Annotated in this window: 17 protein-coding genes and 1 tRNA gene; 13 read left to right on the top strand and 5 right to left on the bottom strand. The window is 71.8% G+C overall.

From position 1 onward, the window contains the following. Positions 1-46: 46 nt before the first annotated feature. Positions 47-2818: a pyruvate dehydrogenase (acetyl-transferring), homodimeric type gene (gene aceE / locus NR112_RS01685; protein WP_256792251.1), complete on the bottom strand. Its 2772-nt coding sequence runs from the start codon at positions 2816-2818 to the stop codon at positions 47-49. A 294-nt stretch (positions 2819-3112) separates the two neighbouring features. Here aceE and NR112_RS01680 point away from each other — a divergent pair, with 294 nt between their 5' ends. The 8 genes from NR112_RS01680 to NR112_RS01645 all read left to right on the top strand — a co-directional run bounded on the left by NR112_RS01680 (position 3113) and on the right by NR112_RS01645 (position 8513). Further along, positions 3113-3529, top strand: coding sequence for a DUF3052 domain-containing protein (locus tag NR112_RS01680; protein WP_256792250.1), 417 nt, complete (start codon positions 3113-3115; stop codon positions 3527-3529). Positions 3530-3627: 98 nt separating this feature from the next. After that, a complete protein-coding gene (locus tag NR112_RS01675; protein WP_256792249.1) occupies positions 3628-4155 on the top strand; it encodes a peroxiredoxin in 528 nt (175 codons plus the stop codon). A 45-nt stretch (positions 4156-4200) separates the two neighbouring features. After that, positions 4201-4273, top strand: a tRNA-Val gene (locus NR112_RS01670). 1 nt (position 4274) lies between these two features. Further along, positions 4275-5165, top strand: a complete 891-nt coding sequence (locus NR112_RS01665; RefSeq protein WP_256792248.1) for a Nif3-like dinuclear metal center hexameric protein — start codon at positions 4275-4277, stop codon at positions 5163-5165. Beyond that, the gene (locus NR112_RS01660) at positions 5093-5902 is read left to right on the top strand and encodes a C4-type zinc ribbon domain-containing protein (RefSeq protein WP_308336005.1); all 810 of its coding nucleotides are present in this window, start codon (positions 5093-5095) and stop codon (positions 5900-5902) included. Before NR112_RS01665 ends, NR112_RS01660 begins: the two co-directional genes overlap by 73 nt. Continuing rightward, entirely contained in the window at positions 5899-6897 is a 999-nt protein-coding gene (locus tag NR112_RS01655) for a reverse transcriptase-like protein (RefSeq protein ID WP_256792247.1), read from the top strand. The genes NR112_RS01660 and NR112_RS01655 overlap by 4 nt, the downstream gene beginning before the upstream one ends. A gap of 24 nt (positions 6898-6921) precedes the next feature. Then, positions 6922-7335 carry a rhodanese-like domain-containing protein gene (locus NR112_RS01650; RefSeq protein WP_256792246.1) on the top strand — a complete coding sequence of 138 codons (414 nt, stop codon included), beginning with the start codon at positions 6922-6924 and terminating at the stop codon, positions 7333-7335. Next, positions 7332-8513 (top strand): O-succinylhomoserine sulfhydrylase, encoded by a 1182-nt coding sequence (locus tag NR112_RS01645; RefSeq protein WP_256792245.1) that lies wholly within the window; start codon positions 7332-7334, stop codon positions 8511-8513. The genes NR112_RS01650 and NR112_RS01645 overlap by 4 nt, the downstream gene beginning before the upstream one ends. A 125-nt stretch (positions 8514-8638) precedes the next feature. Here NR112_RS01645 and NR112_RS01640 read toward each other — a convergent pair whose 3' ends face one another. After that, on the bottom strand, positions 8639-9730 hold the full coding sequence (locus NR112_RS01640) for an SLC13 family permease (RefSeq protein WP_256792244.1): 1092 nt from the start codon (positions 9728-9730) through the stop codon (positions 8639-8641). A gap of 1 nt (position 9731) precedes the next feature. Beyond that, positions 9732-10481, bottom strand: a complete 750-nt coding sequence (locus NR112_RS01635; RefSeq protein ID WP_256792243.1) for a peroxide stress protein YaaA — start codon at positions 10479-10481, stop codon at positions 9732-9734. 139 nt (positions 10482-10620) lie between these two features. On the opposite strand from NR112_RS01635, the gene NR112_RS01630 reads away from it, so the two are divergent. Further along, complete coding sequence (locus NR112_RS01630) at positions 10621-12057, top strand: RNB domain-containing ribonuclease (RefSeq protein WP_256792242.1); 1437 nt, start codon at positions 10621-10623, stop codon at positions 12055-12057. An 84-nt stretch (positions 12058-12141) separates the two neighbouring features. Beyond that, positions 12142-12651 carry a hypothetical protein gene (locus tag NR112_RS01625; RefSeq protein WP_256792241.1) on the top strand — a complete coding sequence of 170 codons (510 nt, stop codon included), beginning with the start codon at positions 12142-12144 and terminating at the stop codon, positions 12649-12651. Between the two features lie 133 nt (positions 12652-12784). On the opposite strand, the gene NR112_RS01620 is transcribed toward NR112_RS01625, so the two are convergent. Then, positions 12785-13561, bottom strand: a complete 777-nt coding sequence (locus NR112_RS01620; protein ID WP_256792240.1) for a hypothetical protein — start codon at positions 13559-13561, stop codon at positions 12785-12787. Between the two features lie 177 nt (positions 13562-13738). Here NR112_RS01620 and NR112_RS01615 point away from each other — a divergent pair, with 177 nt between their 5' ends. From NR112_RS01615 to NR112_RS01605, 3 genes are all read left to right on the top strand, one after another. Further along, entirely contained in the window at positions 13739-15376 is a 1638-nt protein-coding gene (locus NR112_RS01615; protein WP_256792239.1) for a peptide chain release factor 3, read from the top strand. Between the two features lie 4 nt (positions 15377-15380). Beyond that, positions 15381-16127, top strand: a complete 747-nt coding sequence (locus tag NR112_RS01610) for a spermidine synthase (protein WP_256792238.1) — start codon at positions 15381-15383, stop codon at positions 16125-16127. Between the two features lie 74 nt (positions 16128-16201). Next, on the top strand, positions 16202-16579 hold the full coding sequence (locus tag NR112_RS01605) for an STAS domain-containing protein (RefSeq protein ID WP_256792237.1): 378 nt from the start codon (positions 16202-16204) through the stop codon (positions 16577-16579). Between the two features lie 39 nt (positions 16580-16618). On the opposite strand, the gene NR112_RS01600 is transcribed toward NR112_RS01605, so the two are convergent. Continuing rightward, on the bottom strand, positions 16619-17017 hold the full coding sequence (locus tag NR112_RS01600) for an ATP-binding protein (protein WP_256792236.1): 399 nt from the start codon (positions 17015-17017) through the stop codon (positions 16619-16621). Positions 17018-17055 lie beyond the last annotated feature (38 nt).

Here is a 17055-nt window from a genome sequence, read left to right as displayed (position 1 = left end):
TCCCTGGGCAGGGACCGGGCCACACGGCATGCGTGAGCGAGGGGCGTCAGCTCTCGCCGCCCGCGTTGCCCGACGTGCCGGCCGTGACGTCGTCGAGCTGGTACTTCTCCGCCGCGCGACGGGGGACGTCGGCGTCGACCTTGCCCTCCTTGGCGAGCAGCTGCAGCGTCCGCACGGCGACCGACGGGCCGTCGATGTGGAAGAAGCGGCGGGCCGCGGCGCGGGTGTCGGAGAAGCCGAAGCCGTCGGCGCCGAGCGTGGCATACGTGCCCGGGACCCACTCGCGGATCTGGTCCTGGACGGCGCGCATGTAGTCGGACACGCCCACGACCGGACCCTCGGTGCCCTCGAGGCACTGGGTGACCCACGGCTTGATCGGCGGGCCGTCGGGGGAGAGGAACTCCTGCTCGTCGGCTGCGAGTCCGTCACGACGCAGCTCGTTCCACGAGGTGACCGACCAGACGTCGGCGGCCACACCCCAGTCGTCGGCGAGCAGCTGCTGTGCCTCGAGCGCCCACGGCACGCCGACGCCGGACCCGAGCAGCTGCGCCCGCGGCGCCTCGTGCGTCCAGCCCTCGGTGTCGGCGACCGAGATGCGGTGCATGCCGCGCAGGATGCCCTCGACGTCGACGGCCTCGGGCTCCTTCGGCTGCTGGATCGGCTCGTTGTAGACGGTGAGGTAGTAGATGACGTTCGACTCCTCGGGCGTGTTGCCCTCGCCGTACATCCGCTTGAGGCCGGCCTGCATGATGTGCGCGATCTCGTACGCGTAGGCCGGGTCGTAGTGCACGACGGCCGGGTTGGTCGCGGCCAGGAGCGGGCTGTGGCCGTCGGCGTGCTGGAGACCCTCACCGGTCAGGGTGGTGCGGCCGGCGGTGGCGCCGATGAGGAAGCCGCGCGTCATCTGGTCGGCGGCCGCCCAGATCGAGTCACCCGTGCGCTGGAAGCCGAACATCGAGTAGAAGACGTAGATCGGGATCATCGGCTTGCCGTGCGTCGCGTAGGACGTGCCGGCCGCCGTGAACGCCGCGAGCGAGCCCGCCTCGTTGATGCCGAGGTGCAGGATCTGACCGCTGACGTTCTCGCGGTAGGCGAGCATCAGCTCGGCGTCGACCGGCGTGTAGTTCTGCCCGTTGGGGTTGTAGATCTTGATCGTCGGGAAGAACGCGTCCATGCCGAACGTGCGCGCCTCGTCGGGGATGATCGGCACGATGCGCGGACCGAACTCCTTGTCGCGCAGCAGGTCCTTGAGGAGTCGGACGAAGGCCATCGTCGTGGCGACCTCCTGCTTGCCCGAGCCCTTCTTGACCTGGGCGTACGCCTCGTCACCGGGCAGCTTGACGGGTTCGAAGTCGACGCGGCGGCTGGGCAGCGTGCCACCGAGCTTCTGGCGCCGGTCCACGGAGTACTTGATGACGTCGCTGTCCGCACCGGGGTGGTAGTACGGCGGCTGGTAGGGGTCGGCCTCGAGCTGCTCGTCGGTGATCGGGATGCGGAGGCTGTCGCGGAAGGCCTTGAGGTCGTCCAGCGTCATCTTCTTCATCTGGTGCGTGGCGTTGCGGCCGGCGAAGTGCGAGCCGAGGCCGTAGCCCTTGATCGTCTTGGCGAGGATGACGGTCGGCTGGCCGGTGTGCTCACGGGCCGCCTTGTAGGCCGCGTAGACCTTGCGGTAGTCGTGGCCGCCGCGCTTGAGGTCCCACCACACCTGGTCGTCGCTCCAGCCCTCGACCATCTTGGCGGTGCGCGGGTCGCGACCGAAGAAGTGGTCGCGGACGTACTTGCCGTCGTTGGCGCGGAAGGTCTGGTAGTCGCCGTCGCTCGTCTGGTTCATGATGTGCACGAGCGCGCCGTCGCGGTCGGCGGCGAGCAGCGGGTCCCACCCGCGGCCCCAGACGACCTTGATGACGTTCCAGCCGGCGCCGCGGAAGAACGCCTCGAGCTCCTGGATGATCTTGCCGTTGCCGCGGACCGGTCCGTCGAGGCGCTGCAGGTTGCAGTTGATGACGAAGTTGAGGTTGTCGAGCTCCTCGTTGGCCGCGAGCTGGAGCAGGCCGCGCGACTCGGGCTCGTCCATCTCGCCGTCGCCGAGGAAGGCCCACACGTCCTGCTGGCTGGTGTCCTTGATGCCGCGGTTGTGGAGGTACTTGTTGAACTGCGCCTGGTAGATCGCGTTCATCGGGCCGATGCCCATCGACACCGTCGGGAACTCCCAGTAGTTCGGGAGCAGCCGCGGGTGGGGGTAGGACGGGACCGCCTCGACGGTGCCGTCGACGCGGTGGCTCTTCTCCTGCCGGAAGCCGTCGAGCTGCGCCTCGGTGAGGTGGCCCTCGAGGAAGCTGCGGGCGTACATGCCGGGGGAGGCGTGGCCCTGGAAGTAGATCTGGTCGCCGCCGCCGGGGTGGTCCTTGCCGCGGAAGAAGTGGTTCATGCCCACCTCGTAGAGCGTCGCCGCGGACGCGTACGTCGAGATGTGCCCGCCGACGCCGATGCCGGGCCGCTGCGCGCGGTGCACCATGATCGCGGCGTTCCAGCGGATGTAGCGGCGCATCTCGCGCTCGACGTCCTCGTCGCCGGGGAACCACGGCTCGCGCTCCGGCGGGATCGTGTTGATGTAGTCGGTCGCCGTCAGGGAGGGGACGCCCACCTGCTGCTGGCGCGCGCGCTCGATGAGCTTGAGCATGATGTAGCGCGCCCGCGTCCGGCCCTTCTCGTCGAGGACGGCGTCGAGCGAGTCGATCCACTCCTGCGTCTCGTCCGGGTCGATGTCCGGGAGCTGACTGGGGATGCCGTTGAGGATCGGTCCGGCCTCGGATGCCACGTCGTGGGTCCTTTCTCGTCGCGAGGCGGCGCCCGCGGCCGGTCGGCCACGGCGCTGCACCCACCCATCCTCTACCAAACCGTGGTGGCCGTCACACTCGGGTCCAGCCCCGGGACGGCCGCTTCGGCGACCCCGCCGTCCCAGCCGGTGGTATGCCGTGTGCTCCCTCGGGCGCGGCATGCGCGTTGCGCACCCACCGGGTCGGGCTTGCGCGATAGCGTCGGAGCCAGTGCACTGATGTCGTGGCACCCATGCCACGACACGAGGTGCGAACGATCGAAAGGACCGGTGACAGTGAGCGAGACCGCGGGAGCGGCGTCCTTCAGCAAGCTCGGATTTGCCAAGGGGCAGGTCATCCAGGAGTTCGGCTATGACGACGACGTCGACGACGACCTGCGGTTCGAGCTCGAGGACGCCATCGGGACCGAGCTCGAGGACGAGGACTTCAACGACGGCGCGGACGGGGTGCTGATCTGGTACCGCGACGGCGACGACGACCTCGTCGACCTCATGGTCGACGGGCTGACGAAGCTCTTCGACCAGGGCTTCATCGTGCTGCTGACGCCGAAGTCCGGACGGGCCGGCCACGTCGACGCGAGCGAGGTCGAGGAGGCCGCGTCCACCGCGGGCCTGACGACCGGCGGACAGGTCAACGTCGCTGCCGACTGGGCGGCCACCCGACTCATGCCCCCGAAGGGTCCGCGCCGCTGACCCACGACTGACGTCCGTCCGGACGGGTCCGACGGTCCGGGGCGTCCCGCTGTCGAGGGTGGCGGCGACACTCTGGCAGTGGTGTCACACTTGCCGCCATGACGAACGCGCACCCGACCGAGTCCCCGGTCCAGGCGTCTGCCCCGCTGGGCGTCGGCGCTCTGGCGCCCGACTTCACCCTCGTCGACCAGTACGGCGTCGACGTCAGCCTCTCTGCCGTTCGCGACGTCAAGAACGCCGTCGTCGTCTTCTACCCGGCTGCGTTCTCGGGCATCTGCCGCGGCGAGCTGCGCGAGATCCGCGACGGGCTCGAGGACTTCCAGGACGACGACATCCAGGTCTTCGCCATCTCGTGCGACTCCATGTACACGCTGCGCGCGTGGGCCGACGCCGAGGGGCACTTCTTCCCGCTCCTGTCCGACTTCTGGCCCCACGGCGAGGTGGCGCGGCGTTACGGCATCCTGAACGACGAGGACGGCTTCGCGCTGCGGGGCACGTTCCTCGTCGACCGCACGGGACACATCGTCTGGACCGAGGTGCGGGGCATCGGTCAGGGACGCGACTTCGTGGCCTACCGCGCGGCGCTCGCGGCGCTCCGCGCTGCCCGGTCCGATGCCGTAGGCTGACCGCCGCCTGCCGGTGAGCCCCACGTGTCACCGCCGGGCACGTGAGGGCCTGTAGCTCAGTTGGTAGAGCACCGCGTTTACACCGCGGGTGTCGTCGGTTCGAGCCCGGCCGGGCCCACGTGGACGACCTCGCCCCGACCCTCAGCCTCCGTGACGTCGTCGCGGCGCTCGAGTCGCTCTACCCCCTCGAGAGCGCGGCCGACTGGGACCGGGTCGGCCTCGTGGTCGGCGACCTCGACCAGCCGGTACGCCGCGTCCTCTTCGCCCTCGACCCGACGCTCGCGGTCATCGCCGAGGCGCGGGAGTGGGGCGCCGACCTGCTCGTGACGCACCACCCGCTGCTCCTGCGCGGGGTTCACTCCGTCGCGACGTCCTCGGCCAAGGGCGCCTCGGTGACGGCCCTGGTCCGCGCCGGTGTCGCACTCTGGGTGGGCCACACGAACGCCGACGTCGCCGACCCGGGGGTCTCCACGGTGCTCGCCGACGCCCTCGGGCTGATCGACCAGCGTCCCCTGTCGACCGAGGGTGCGAACGCGATCGGTCGGGTCGGCGAGCTCGCCACCTCCGTGAGCCTCGCTGACTTCGCTGCCGCCGTGGCCGCAGCCCTGCCCGACACGGCCGGGGGGATCCGGGTCAGCGGCGACCCCGACGGGGACGTGAGGACCGTTGCGGTCATGGGCGGCTCGGGCGACGACCGCTTCGAGGAGGTGCGCGCGAGCGGCGCCGACGTGTACGTCACGGCCGACCTGCGCCACCATCCGGTGCTCGAGGCGCGCGAAGAGGCGCGGGGCGGGCCGCCCTACCTCATCGACGCGGGTCACTGGGCGACGGAGTCGCTGTGGCTCGCCAGCGGCCGCGAGCGTCTGATGACGGCGCTGGAACAGGTCCCCGGAGCGACTAGGGTCGAGTCCAGAGTCTCAGCCATCCGCACCGAGCCGTGGACGTTCGTCGTCGGTGCGAACGCCGCCCGGGTCGACCGCGCGGCTCCCGAAACCGGAGGTGTGCCCTGAAAGCCGACCCGTCCCGCCAGTGGCGCCTGCTCGACCTGCAGGCCATCGACACGCGCCTCGACCAGATCGCGCACGCGAAGGCGACACTGCCGCAGACCCCCGCGGTCGAGGCGGCCCGGCGCGAGCTGGGCGCGCTCGAGACGGAGATCGTCAACGCCCGCACGGCTGCCGGGGACGTGCAGCGCGAGCTGACGAAGTCCGACCAGGACGTCCAGCTCGTGCGTGACCGGGCCGCCCGCAACCAGGCCCGGCTCGACGCCGGCCAGGGCAGCGCCAAGGACCTCCAGGCGCTCCAGCACGAGCTGACGTCGTTGGCGCGCCGCCAGGCCGAGCTCGAGGACGTCGAGCTCGAGGTCATGGAGCGGTCGGAGTCGCTCACAGCCCGGGTCGCCGAGCTCGAGGCGCGCCACGTCGAGCTCGCCGCACGTGTCGAGACCCTCGAGTCCGAGCGCACCGCGGCCCTGACGACGCTCGATGCCGAGGCTGAGAAGGTCGCCTCCGGACGCGCCGACATCGTCGCGGGCGTCGGTGACGAGCTCATCGCCCTCTACGAGAAGATCCGCGCGAGCAGCGGTGGCATGGCCGCCGCCGAGCTGCGCCACCGCCGGTGCGGCGGGTGCCGGCTCGAGCTCGGCAACGTGGACCTCTCCCGCATCCGCAACGCCCCCGAGGACGAGGTCGTGCGGTGCGAGGAGTGCCGCCGCATCATGATCCGCACGGGCGAGTCCGGTCTGTGACCGCTGCGTCTCGCGGGTCGGGACGCCGGCTCGTCATCGAGGCCGACGGCGGGTCCCGGGGCAACCCGGGGGTGGCCGGCTACGGCGCCCTCGTGCGCGACCCCGCGACCGGCCAGGTCCTCGTCGAGCTCGCCGAGCCGCTCGGCAAGGCCAGCAACAACGTCGCCGAGTACTCCGGCCTGCTCGCCGGCCTGCGCGCCGTGCTCGACCTCGACCCCAAGGCGTCGGTCCGCGTCAAGATGGACTCCAAGCTCGTCGTCGAGCAGATGTCCGGGCGCTGGAAGATCAAGCACGAGGACATGCGCCGTCTCGCGCTGGAGGCCCGGGACCTGTGCGCCGAGATCTCCGACGCCGGTGGCAGCGTCGACTTCGAGTGGATCCCGCGGGAGAAGAACAAGGACGCCGACGCGCTCAGCAACGACGCGATGGACGGCAAGAGCGTCCACCGGGTCGTCATCGCCGAGGCTGACGGCGGGACAGACTCGGTGGCCGACGCGGGATCGCCTGTGGCTCAGGACGTCTCCGAGGTGTCCACTCCCGCGCCCGGAGCCCGCCCGCTGCGTCTCCTGCTCGTCCAGGAGCCGCACGACGCAGGCGCAGCGCCTCGCATCGTCACGGCGGTGCGTCGCCTCGTCGTCGCGGGCACGCGGGTCGTCGGCGCCGACGACGAGCTCGCGACGCGTCTGGCGGCCGACCTCGGTGCAGCCCTCGACGTCGAGGCGGAGACGTCGGGGGACTGGTCCGGCCAGGCACCCGGCGAGGGTGCCGACGAGAGGGTGCGGACGGCATACCACTCGCTCGCCGCGACCGGCGGCACCGTCGTCGCGGTGACGAGCCGGCGAGGCGTGCTCTCGGTGCTCAGCGACGTGCTCGGCACGCCGGTCGGGCGCTTCTGGGCCCTGGCCACGGCGGCAGGCAGCCTCACCGCGGTGGAGGTCTGGGAGGACGGGTCCGCGTCGGTGGCTTTCACCAATCGGACCGACCATCTCGCCTGACGGACGCTGTGCGATATTCGGGGCATGAGCTATGCCGGTGACGTGACCCCCGAGCAGGCCTGGACGGTCCTGCGCGACGAGCCCGGTGCGGCGCTCGTCGACGTGCGCACGAGGGCGGAGTGGTCCTACGTCGGGCTCCCCGACCTCGGCGAGATCGGCAAGGACGTCGTCCTCGTGGAGTGGCAGACCTATCCCGACGGCGCGGTCAACGAGCGGTTCACCGCCGACCTCGAGGCCGCCGGCGTGCCCAAGGACGCTCCCGTCTACTTCCTCTGCCGATCCGGGGTGCGCTCGGTCGCCGCGGCCGAGGCGGCCGCGCGCAGCGGGTGGTCTCGATCGCACAACGTCCTCGAGGGCTTCGAGGGACCGCACGACGAGCAGCGCCACCGCGCGGTGTCCGGGTGGAAGGTCGCGGGGCTGCCGTGGGTGCAGGGATGAGCGACGCGAGCCAGCAGTGGCGCCCCGACACCCTTGCCGTGCGGGGAGGCCTGTCCCGCAGTGGTTTCGAGGAGACCTCAGAGGCGCTCTACCTGACGTCCGGCTTCGTCTACGACACCGCGGAGGACGCCGAGGCGGCCTTCAAGGGTGACGTCGACCGCTTCGTCTACTCCCGCTACGGCAACCCGACCGTGGCGATGTTCGAGGAGCGACTGCGCCAGATCGAGGGCGCCGAGGCGTGCTTCGCCACCGGGTCGGGCATGTCCGCCGTCTTCGTCGCGCTCGCCGCGCTCCTCGGCCAGGGCGACCGCGTCGTCTCGTCGCGGGCTCTCTTCGGGTCGTGCTTCGTCATCCTCGACGAGATCCTGCCGCGCTGGGGCGTGGAGACGGTCTTCGTCGACGGCGCCGACCTCGACCAGTGGCGTGAGGCGCTCGCCGAGCCCACGACCGCCGTCTTCTTCGAGACACCGAGCAACCCGATGCAGGAGCTCGTCGACATCGCCGCCGTGACCGAGCTGGCCCACGCCGCCGGCGCGAAGGTCGTCGTCGACAACGTCTTCGGCACGCCGGTCTTCTCCAAGCCGCTCGACCTCGGGGCCGACATCATCGTCTACTCCGCCACGAAGCACATCGACGGCCAGGGGCGCACCTTGGGCGGCGCGGTGCTCGGGCCCAAGGAGTTCATCGACGGGCCGGTCCAGAACCTCATGCGGCACACGGGACCGTCGATGTCGCCCTTCAACGCCTGGGTGCTCGTCAAGGGGCTCGAGACGATGTCGCTGCGCGTCGAGCGGATGGCCGACAGCGCCCTCGAGGTGGCGCGATTCCTCGAGGGCCACCCGAGCGTCCGGCGCGTCGTGCACCCCTTCCTCGAGTCGCACCCCCAGCACGACCTGGCCAAGCGCCAGATGCTCGCCGGGGGCACCGTCGTGACCTTCGAGCTCGACGGGGGCAAGGACGAGGCGTTCGCGCTCATGAACGCCCTGCAGGTCATCGACATCTCCAACAACCTCGGGGACTCCAAGTCGCTCATCACGCACCCCGCGACGACGACGCACCGCCGCCTGACGCCCGAGGCGCGAGCCGTGGTGGGCATCACCGACGGCGTGCTGCGGGTCTCGGTGGGTCTCGAGGACGTCCGGGACCTCGTCGACGACCTCCGGCGCGCTCTCGGCTGAGTCCAGCGTCGACCCACCCCGCGGTCGGCCGCACCCCGCGTACGGCGTGCGCCCGGCCCGAGGGTGTCTGGTCGACGACATGGCGTATGCCGTCGGCCCGGTCAGCCGGTCAGGTGGTGAGCCGCTCAGGTGGTGGCGGCCAGGGCCAGGGTCGCGGCGGTCACGACCGTGACCGCGCACAGGGCGCCCGTGCGCGCGATGCGACCGACGTCGACGGAGAGTTCGGCGGACCGGCAGCGTGAGGCCCAGAGCAGCGTCGCGACCGAGCCCCACATCGTGATGATGGGCCCGGCGTTGACCCCGATGAGCAGGGCGGCCAGGCGGGAGGGCGCGTCCGCGACCGTCGGCTCGAGCGCGAGGTAGGCCGGCAGGTTGTTGATGCCGTTGGAGGTCAGCACGCCGAGACCGCTGACCCTGAAGAGGTCGCCGATACCGGTGCCGTGCCCGACGATGGTGCGCAGCCACGCCTCGAGCCCCAGGCGCAGCGCGGCGTCGATGACGACGAAGAGGATGCAGATGCCCATGACCGTGAGCCACGGCATCTTGATCCGGCGCAGCAGCTCGGGCGCTCGCCAGTAGGTCGCGGCGAGCAGGACGAGGGCGGCCGGCACGGACGCCAGGGCCGGCTGGACGCCGAGGACGAACGCCGGGGCGAGGAGCACGCAGACCCCGCCGGCGACCTGCATGAGCACCCGGTCGTGCGGCTCGGCGGCCGGTGGAGTGTCGTAGGTGCTGCCGAGGTCGCGCCGGTGCAGCAGCCAGAGCACCACGACGGTCGCGACGATCGCGACGACGGCCGGCACGGCCATCAGCTTGATGTAGCCCAAGGTCCCGACGCCGAGCGCCGCGAACGGGTGCAGGGCCAGCAGGTTGGTGAGGTTGGACACGGGAAGGAGCAGGGACGCCGTGTTGGCCAGCCAAAGCGTCGTCATGGCGAACGGCAGCGGGGGAGCGCCGACCTGACGGGCCACGGTGATGGCCACGGGGGTCAGCAGCACCGCGGTCGTGTCGAGGCTGAGCACGACGGTGCACACGACGGCGATCCCGACGATGAGCAGCCAGAGCACGAGCACGCGTCCCCTGGCGACGCGCGCGGCGCGGTGCGCCATGACGTCGAAGAGCCCCGACAGGTCGCAGATCTCGGCCAGGAGGGTGATCGCGACGAGAAAGACGAGGATCGGCGCCACGCGCTCGACGAGCAGGCTGAGGTCGAGCACGTCAGGCCCTCGGGGTCGTGGCCAGCTGCCACGGACGGCCCGGACGCGGAGGGGGCGTCAGCTCGACGTCGAAGCGCTCCGAGAGCCGCTCGGCCAGGGCCTGCGGCGTGCCCGGCGCCACGGCCTGCACGAGCTCGCGCGTCACGAGGCCGCGGGTGTGCTTGGCCATGTGCGAGGCGCCGGGGACGGTGACGTGCACCCAGCGCTCGGCGCGCTCGCCCGTGGGACGCCACACGGCGGCATACGTGCTCGACCGGCAGTCGACGACGAGCTCGCGCGGCTTCACCGCCGCGTCGAGCGCCGACGGCAGCTCCTGGCGCCACTCGTGCGACAGGTAGCCGATGCCCGGGAGGGTGCTGCAGATGTTGACGCGGTAGGCCGGCACGCGGTCACCGAGCCGGAGCGCACCGAAGAGGGCCGACACGACGACGACCCAGCGGTTGGCGCGTCGCTTGGAGGCCGCGTCGAGCGAGTCGACGTCGAGGGCCTGGTAGAGCACGCCGGTGTAGACGTGCGAGGCGGTCGCCGTGGGGGCGCTGCGCAGGAGCGTGTTGCGCTCGAGGTCGGCCACGAGGTTCGGGTTGATCTCGAGGACGCGCGCTGCGTCGGGCTCGCCGCTCAGGCGCTCCACCGTCTCGACGACCGACTCGCGCAGTGGTGTCAGCTCGGGGAACGAGAGGCTGCCGAGGTCGAGCGACCGCCCCCGCCGGGGTGAGGTCTTGCCCTCGGACGGGGGGAGCAGGATGAGCACGGGGGTCAGCCTAGGCAAACGGGACAGCGATGTCTCATCCCCGCGCGTGTCGTGGTCGACGAAGGATCGCCCCGGCCGGCAGCGCAGTGGCCCGGGTGCGCCACGTCCGGGATCGCGTCGTGGTGCGTAGGGTGACGCCATGGCCCAGCGACACATCGTCTTCCGCCCGGCGACGAAGCCCGGCGACGTGGCACGACAGCTGACGGCGCGCTTCGAGGCAGTGCGCCGGGAGTTCGAGGTGCCGGACCGGTTCCCGCCCGAGGTGCTGGCCGAGGCCGCTGCGGCCGCCGGCGCCGCAACGCTGCCGGAGCGGGACGAGACTGCCGTCCCGTTCATCACCATCGACCCGCCGACGTCGATGGATCTCGACCAGGCCATGTGGATCGGGCGCAGCGGCGACGGCTACCGAGTGCGCTATGCCATCGCCGACGTCCCCGCCTTCGTCCGCGCCGGTGGTGCCGTCGACACCGAGGCGCGCCGCCGTGGCCAGACGGTCTACTGCCCCGACGAGCGCGTCCAGCTCCACCCCCCGGAGCTGAGCGAAGGGGCCGCGAGCCTGCTGCCCGACCAGGTGCGCCCCGCCTTCGTCTGGGACATGACCCTCGCCGCCGACGGCGAGGGCACAGCGGTCGAGGTCTACCGCGCCATGGTGCGCAGCGTCCGACGCTACGACTACGAGCAGGTGCAGAAGGAGGTCGACGCCGGCACCGCCGAGGAGTGCCTCGTCCTGCTCAAGGAGGTCGGGGAGAAGCGCGTCCTGCTCGAGCGCCAGCGGGGCGGGGCGACTCTGCCGATGCCCGAGCAGGAGGTCGAGGAGGACGAGCACGGCGGCTTCCGGATCTCGTTCCGGCCGCTGCTCGCCGCGGAGGACTGGAACGCCCAGATCTCGCTGCTCACCGGCATGGGCGGGGCCGACCTCATGATCCGGGGCAAGATCGGCATCCTGCGCACCATGCCGCCGCCGGACCCGCGCGACCAGGCACGCTTCCGCCGGCAGGCGGCGGCCGCCGGTGTCGACTGGCCGAAGGACCTGTCGTACGGCGAGCTGCTGCGCACGCTGGACCGGAGCAACCCGCGGCACCTCGCGCTCATCCACGAGGCGACGTCGCTCTTCCGCGGCGCCGGCTACACCCCCTTCGACGGTGCGCTGCCTGCGCAGGCGACGCACGCGGCCGTCGCCAACCCGTACGCGCACGTGACGGCTCCGCTCCGGCGCCTCGTCGACCGCTTCGGCCTCGTCGTGTGCGAGGCGCTCTCGGCGGGGGCGGAGGTGCCGGGCTGGGTCCGGGAGGCGCTGCCCACCCTTCCCGAGATCATGTCGACCTCGGACCGGCGCACCAACGGGGTCGAGCGTGCGTGCACCGACGCCGTCGAGGCCGCCGAGGTGCACCCGCTCATCGGGAGCACCGTCCAGGGCGTCGTCGTCGACGAGAACGACAAGGGCGTCATCGTCCAGCTCATCGACCTCGCCGTCGTGGCCAAGGCGAGCGGGTCGGCGAAGGCCGGCGAGACGGTGACCCTGCGGGTCGACGCCGCCGACATCGGGACCGGCACGATCACACTCTCGGTCGCCTGAGGCCACGTGGGGGCGCGGCGGGTGCGACGGAGCCCGCCGAAAACCACTGGCCCGGCGCTGTGCAGCGCTCCTAGCCTCGTCGGCATGCGGGTGCGCTTCGTGAGGACGGGTGAACGGCGCTACGAGGTGCGCGTGGAGCGTGACCTCGCGACGGACCTCGTCATGAGCCCGGCGCCGGGGTGGAGCGACCTCGCGCCGCACGACCTCGTCCACCTCGTCGTCGAGCACCGCTTCGGCCTGCGCGACGGCATCTTCGGCCAGATCGCCGCGGGCGGGAACGCGGGCACCTTCGTGCCCACGCAGGAGACCCGCACGAAGGCGTGGGCCCGTCGCGTCGAACGCCGGAACCAGTCTCGGGGCACGCAGATCGCTCGGTCGGAGCAGCTCGCCGCTGCCGTCTACCCGGCGTGGCTCCGACACCGGGGGATGACGCCCGACCTCCACCACGATCCGACCGGGGGAGCAGCCACCGATCTCGGCGCCCGCCAGCTCGGCGAGGTGTTCACCGACCTCGACCGGCTGTCGGCGCAGTGGTCCGGCCTCGCGGTCGGCGAGTCCGTCGACGTCGACTGGCCCTGGCCCGAGCGACGCTGAACGGCGGGACCGCCTTGTGTGCAGCCAGCGGCGTCAGGACCCCACTGCCTGCACACCCCAAACCGGCCGGAGACGAGGTATGCCGTCACGCCCGGCGGGGCGGACGGCGTACGTCAGCAGGTGGCTCGGACGCTCAGGGAGCGGTGACGGGGGCGCTCGGGGTGCTCGTGCCCGGGTCCTGCGCGGGCGGCGCCGTGGGCGCGGCCGGTTCGGTCGACCCCGTCGCCCCGCCGGGAGCGGCCGGGGTGGCCGGCGTCACGGGGGTCGTCGCGGACGGTGTCCCGGTGGAGGTCGCCTGACCAGACCCGGACCCCGCGGGTGCGGTCGCCGCGCCGGTCGGAGTCGCGGGCGCGGTGGGCGCCGGGTCGAGCGCGCCCTTGTCGGTGGAAGGCTTCTCACCCGTGGTGCCTGTGGGGCGGTCGACCACGGCGCCCGCGCTCGTGCGGCCTCCGAGGTGGGTGCCGGTCACCTGGGCGCCGGTGGCGAGCTGGAGGCCGGTGAGGAAGGCCGCGGCGATGGCGAAGACGGCACCCGTGGTGACGAGGACCCGTCGCGTGGTCAGGCGATCGGGACGGCGCCACCACGTCTCCCGCACGACCTCGACGTCCACGCCGTCAGGCCCCCGGCGCGAACGCACGAGCACGACGGCCTCCTTGGCGCGTGCCATGGAGTTCGTGTAGAGGCTGGCCGCGATCGCCGAGATGACGCTGAGCACCGCGGCCCCGGCGATGGTGCCGACCACGCCGAGGCGCGAGCCGAGGGCCGCTGCCGTGGCGGCGGCCATCGACCCCCCGAGCAGCTGGGTCAGGGAGAGATCGAGCAGCTTCGCTCTGGGCCGTGCGGCGGGCTCCGCGTCTGGGGGGCCGCCGGGTCGGGTGTCGGGCAGGTCGTCGGTCAGCGATTCCGTCATGGTCCTGGGGTCGGTTGCGATCGTCATCTCCCCTGCACGACGAACGACAGGCCCGGATCGTTGACGGGACCGGCGAGGTGTGACTCGGGTCACTCCCGGCAGCGCGCTCCGAGGGGCGGTGCCGATTCGGGCGATCGGGCCCGACGGTGACAGACTCGGGGCGATCACTGGAGGACCATGGACGCCACCGCCCTGCACGACCGCGAGCTCGCGGACCGCCGAGACCCCGACGGTGGGGACCACCACGGGGGAGCCGTCGCCGAGGAGGCGGCCCGACGCCGCACGTTCGCCGTCATCTCGCACCCCGACGCCGGCAAGTCGACCCTGACCGAGGCCCTCGCGCTGCACGCGCGCGCCATCGGCGAGGCCGGAGCGGTGCACGGCAAGGGCAACCGGCGGGGCGTCGTGTCCGACTGGATGGAGATGGAGAAGGACCGAGGCATCTCGATCACCTCCGCCGTGCTCCAGTTCGCCTACGACGGCACGGTCATCAACCTGCTCGACACCCCGGGTCACGCCGATTTCTCCGAGGACACCTATCGCGTGCTCGCAGCGGTCGACGCCGCCGTCATGCTCGTCGACGCCGCCAAGGGCATCGAACCCCAGACGTTCAAGCTCTTCGAGGTCTGCCGGGCGCGCGGCGTGCCCGTCATCACCGTCGTCAACAAGTGGGACCGGCCCGGCCTGGACGCGCTCGCGATCATGGACGAACTGACGACCCGGATCGACCTGCACCCGATGCCGCTCACCTGGCCGGTCGGTGTCGCGGGTGACTTCCACGGCGTGCTCGACTGTGCGACGGGCGACTTCGTCCAGTTCACGCGTACGCCCGGCGGCGCCACCGAGGCCATCACGACCCGGATGCCCGCCGACGAGGCCGAGCAGCTGCTCGGCTCGGTCTGGACCGACGCGGTCGAGGAGTACGACCTGCTCCGCTCCTCGGGCCACGACCTCGACCTCGAGCTGTTCCTGTCGGGCGCCGCCTCGCCCGTGCTCTTCGGCTCGGCCGTCCTCAACTTCGGGGTACGCCAGCTGCTCGACACGCTCGTCACCCTCGCTCCGGCCCCGGGTGCGCGCCCCGACCGCTCCGGCGACCCGCGCGCCGTGTCGGCACCGTTCTCGGGCTTCGTCTTCAAGATCCAGGCGGGCATGGACAAGGCGCACCGCGACCGGCTCGCATTCGTCCGGGTGTGCTCGGGCCGCTTCACGCGCGGGATGGTCGTGACGCATGCCGACACGGGCCGTCCCTTCGCGACGAAGTACGCGCAGAGCGTCTTCGGGCGCGACCGGTCGACGCTCGACGAGGCCTTCCCCGGCGACGTCATCGGTCTCGTCAACGCCAACGCCCTCCGGGTCGGCGACACCCTCTTCGCCGACGAGAAGGTCGCCTTCCCCCGCATCCCGCTCTTCGCTCCCGAGCACTTCGCCGTCGCCCGTGCGGCGGTCACCGGCAAGCAGAAGCAGTTCCGCAAGGGCATCGAGCAGCTCGGCGAGGAGGGCGTCGTCCAGGTGCTGCACTCGGACCGACGCGGTGCGCAGGCCCCGGTGCTCGCGGCGGTCGGTCCGATGCAGTTCGACGTCGCCAAGCACCGGATGGAGCACGAGTTCGGCTCGCCGATCCGCCTCGAGCCGCTCGCCTACTCCGTGGCGCGCGCCGTCACGGCGGCCGCGATGCCGATCGTCGACAGCCGGCCCGGGGCGGAGTCGCTGACGCGGGAGGACGGCCTGCACGTCGCCGTGTTCGCCGACAAGTGGCGGCTCGCCTCCGTCGAGAAGGACCTGCCCGCCGGCTCGCTCACCCCGATCTTCGGCTGACCTCGTGAGCCGACGCTTCGAGGAGATCGACTGGCAGCAGACGCCGATGGGCGAGATCAGCCTCCGTCGGCGACTCGAGCCGTCGCTGCTCGTCGACGTCTACGAGGTGAAGCTCGGCGAGGAGTTCCTCATGTCGAGCCTCTTCACGGTCGCGGAGGTCGAGCTGGCCCGCCTCGGGCTCGCCGCCGTGGGGGAGGGCGGTGGCGACAGTGCGAGCCTCGACGTCGTCGTCGGCGGGCTCGGTCTCGGTTACACGGCCGTGGCCGCTCTCGAGGACGCCCGGGTGCGCTCCCTGACCGTCGTCGAGGCGCTCGGACCCGTCATCTCGTGGCACGAGCGGCAGCTGCTCCCCGACACCGTGTCCCTCACCGTCGACCCCAGGACCACCCTGCTCGAGGGCGACTTCTTCGCCCTGGCGCGTCAGGGCCACGGCTTCGGGGACGCTCCGGCCCTGCTGCACGCCGTGCTGCTCGACATCGACCACACGCCCCACCACGTGCTCCACCCCAGCCACGCCGACCTCTACACCCGGGACGGCCTCTCGCGTCTGGCGGCGACGCTGCACCCCGGTGGGGTCTTCGCGCTGTGGTCCGACGACCCGCCCGAGGACGCCTTCACGGGCCTGCTGGCAGAGGTCTTCGCCGACGTCGCCGCGCACGAGGTGTCCTTCCCGAACCCCCTCACGGGAGGCACCTCGTCCAACAGCGTCTACGTCGCGACCACGGAGCTCGACAGTCAGCCCAGCGCCTGAGCCACATCTGCTCCCACACCGGCCGAAGTCGCCTTACCGTAAGGGCGGGAACACCGACGTCCACAGGAGGTCCGATGAGCGTCACGGTCTCGGTCAACGGCGCCGTCACCACTGCCCGGCTCGCGGGCGAGATCGACACGTACACCGTGCCGAACGTACGGTCGACGTTCGAGGAGATCGCCGTGGCACCGGACGCCCTGGTGGTCGTCGACCTACGAGACGTCACGTTCCTCGACTCCTCGGGTCTCGGGGCGATCATCGGGCTCTACGACCGCGTCGTGGCGGCAGGCGCTCGGCTCCAGCTCGTCTGCGGCGACATCACCCTGCGGCTCGTCAGGCTGATGCACCTCGACCAGGTCATCGACGTCGTCGAGGCGCCCGACGTCGACGTCGCGCCGCTCGAGGTTGCTCCCGCCGAGTCGGCGGGCCGGGTCGACGCGGAACGATCCTGACCTGACCTGGCGGTTCGGCCCGTCCGGGACCTGGATGGCTCAGGACGCCAGTCTGAGGTGCACGCCGATGCGCGTACGCGTGGGGCGGGCCTCGATGGTGAGCCGGTCGCTGAGCCGCTGCGCGATCCACAGACCGCGGCCGCTCGTCGAGTGGTCGTCGAGCGGGAGGACCTCCGGCACCGACCCCGTGCCGTCGTCGTCCTCGACCGTGAAGACGAGCGAGTCGGCGGTCTCGTCGATGAGCAGGACGCCGTGACCGCCGCCGTGGACGATGCTGTTGACCGCGATCTCGTGCACGGCCAGCACGGCGTTGTCGGCCCGGTCGGGGATGCGTTCGCCCGCGATGGCCCGCACGATCTCACGCACGCGACGCAGGTCGTCGGGGCCGAACTCCATTCGACGGAGCTCGCGTCCCCTGGCCACCCCTTGACCCGTCACCTCTGCATGCTCCCACTTCTGCGGCATCCGTGGGTGCC

It is taken from the genome of Terrabacter sp. Ter38 (assembly GCF_024519435.1).
Taxonomy (GTDB): Bacteria; Actinomycetota; Actinomycetes; order Actinomycetales; family Dermatophilaceae; genus Terrabacter.
The sequence above is the reverse complement of the archived record's forward strand: the minus strand, read 5'-3'. Positions and strand labels throughout refer to the sequence as shown.

What these genes read in the sequence shown, in the direction of transcription:
- NR112_RS01620 (WP_256792240.1), bottom strand. Translation starts at nt 13,561, where the DNA reads ATGACGGAATCGCTGACCGACGACCTGCCCGACACCCGACCCGGCGGC.
- NR112_RS01615 (WP_256792239.1), top strand. Translation starts at nt 13,739, where the DNA reads ATGGACGCCACCGCCCTGCACGACCGCGAGCTCGCGGACCGCCGAGAC.
- NR112_RS01650 (WP_256792246.1), top strand. Translation starts at nt 6,922, where the DNA reads ATGAGCTATGCCGGTGACGTGACCCCCGAGCAGGCCTGGACGGTCCTG.
- NR112_RS01630 (WP_256792242.1), top strand. Translation starts at nt 10,621, where the DNA reads ATGGCCCAGCGACACATCGTCTTCCGCCCGGCGACGAAGCCCGGCGAC.
- NR112_RS01645 (WP_256792245.1), top strand. Translation starts at nt 7,332, where the DNA reads ATGAGCGACGCGAGCCAGCAGTGGCGCCCCGACACCCTTGCCGTGCGG.
- NR112_RS01605 (WP_256792237.1), top strand. Translation starts at nt 16,202, where the DNA reads ATGAGCGTCACGGTCTCGGTCAACGGCGCCGTCACCACTGCCCGGCTC.
- NR112_RS01625 (WP_256792241.1), top strand. Translation starts at nt 12,142, where the DNA reads ATGCGGGTGCGCTTCGTGAGGACGGGTGAACGGCGCTACGAGGTGCGC.
- NR112_RS01675 (WP_256792249.1), top strand. Translation starts at nt 3,628, where the DNA reads ATGACGAACGCGCACCCGACCGAGTCCCCGGTCCAGGCGTCTGCCCCG.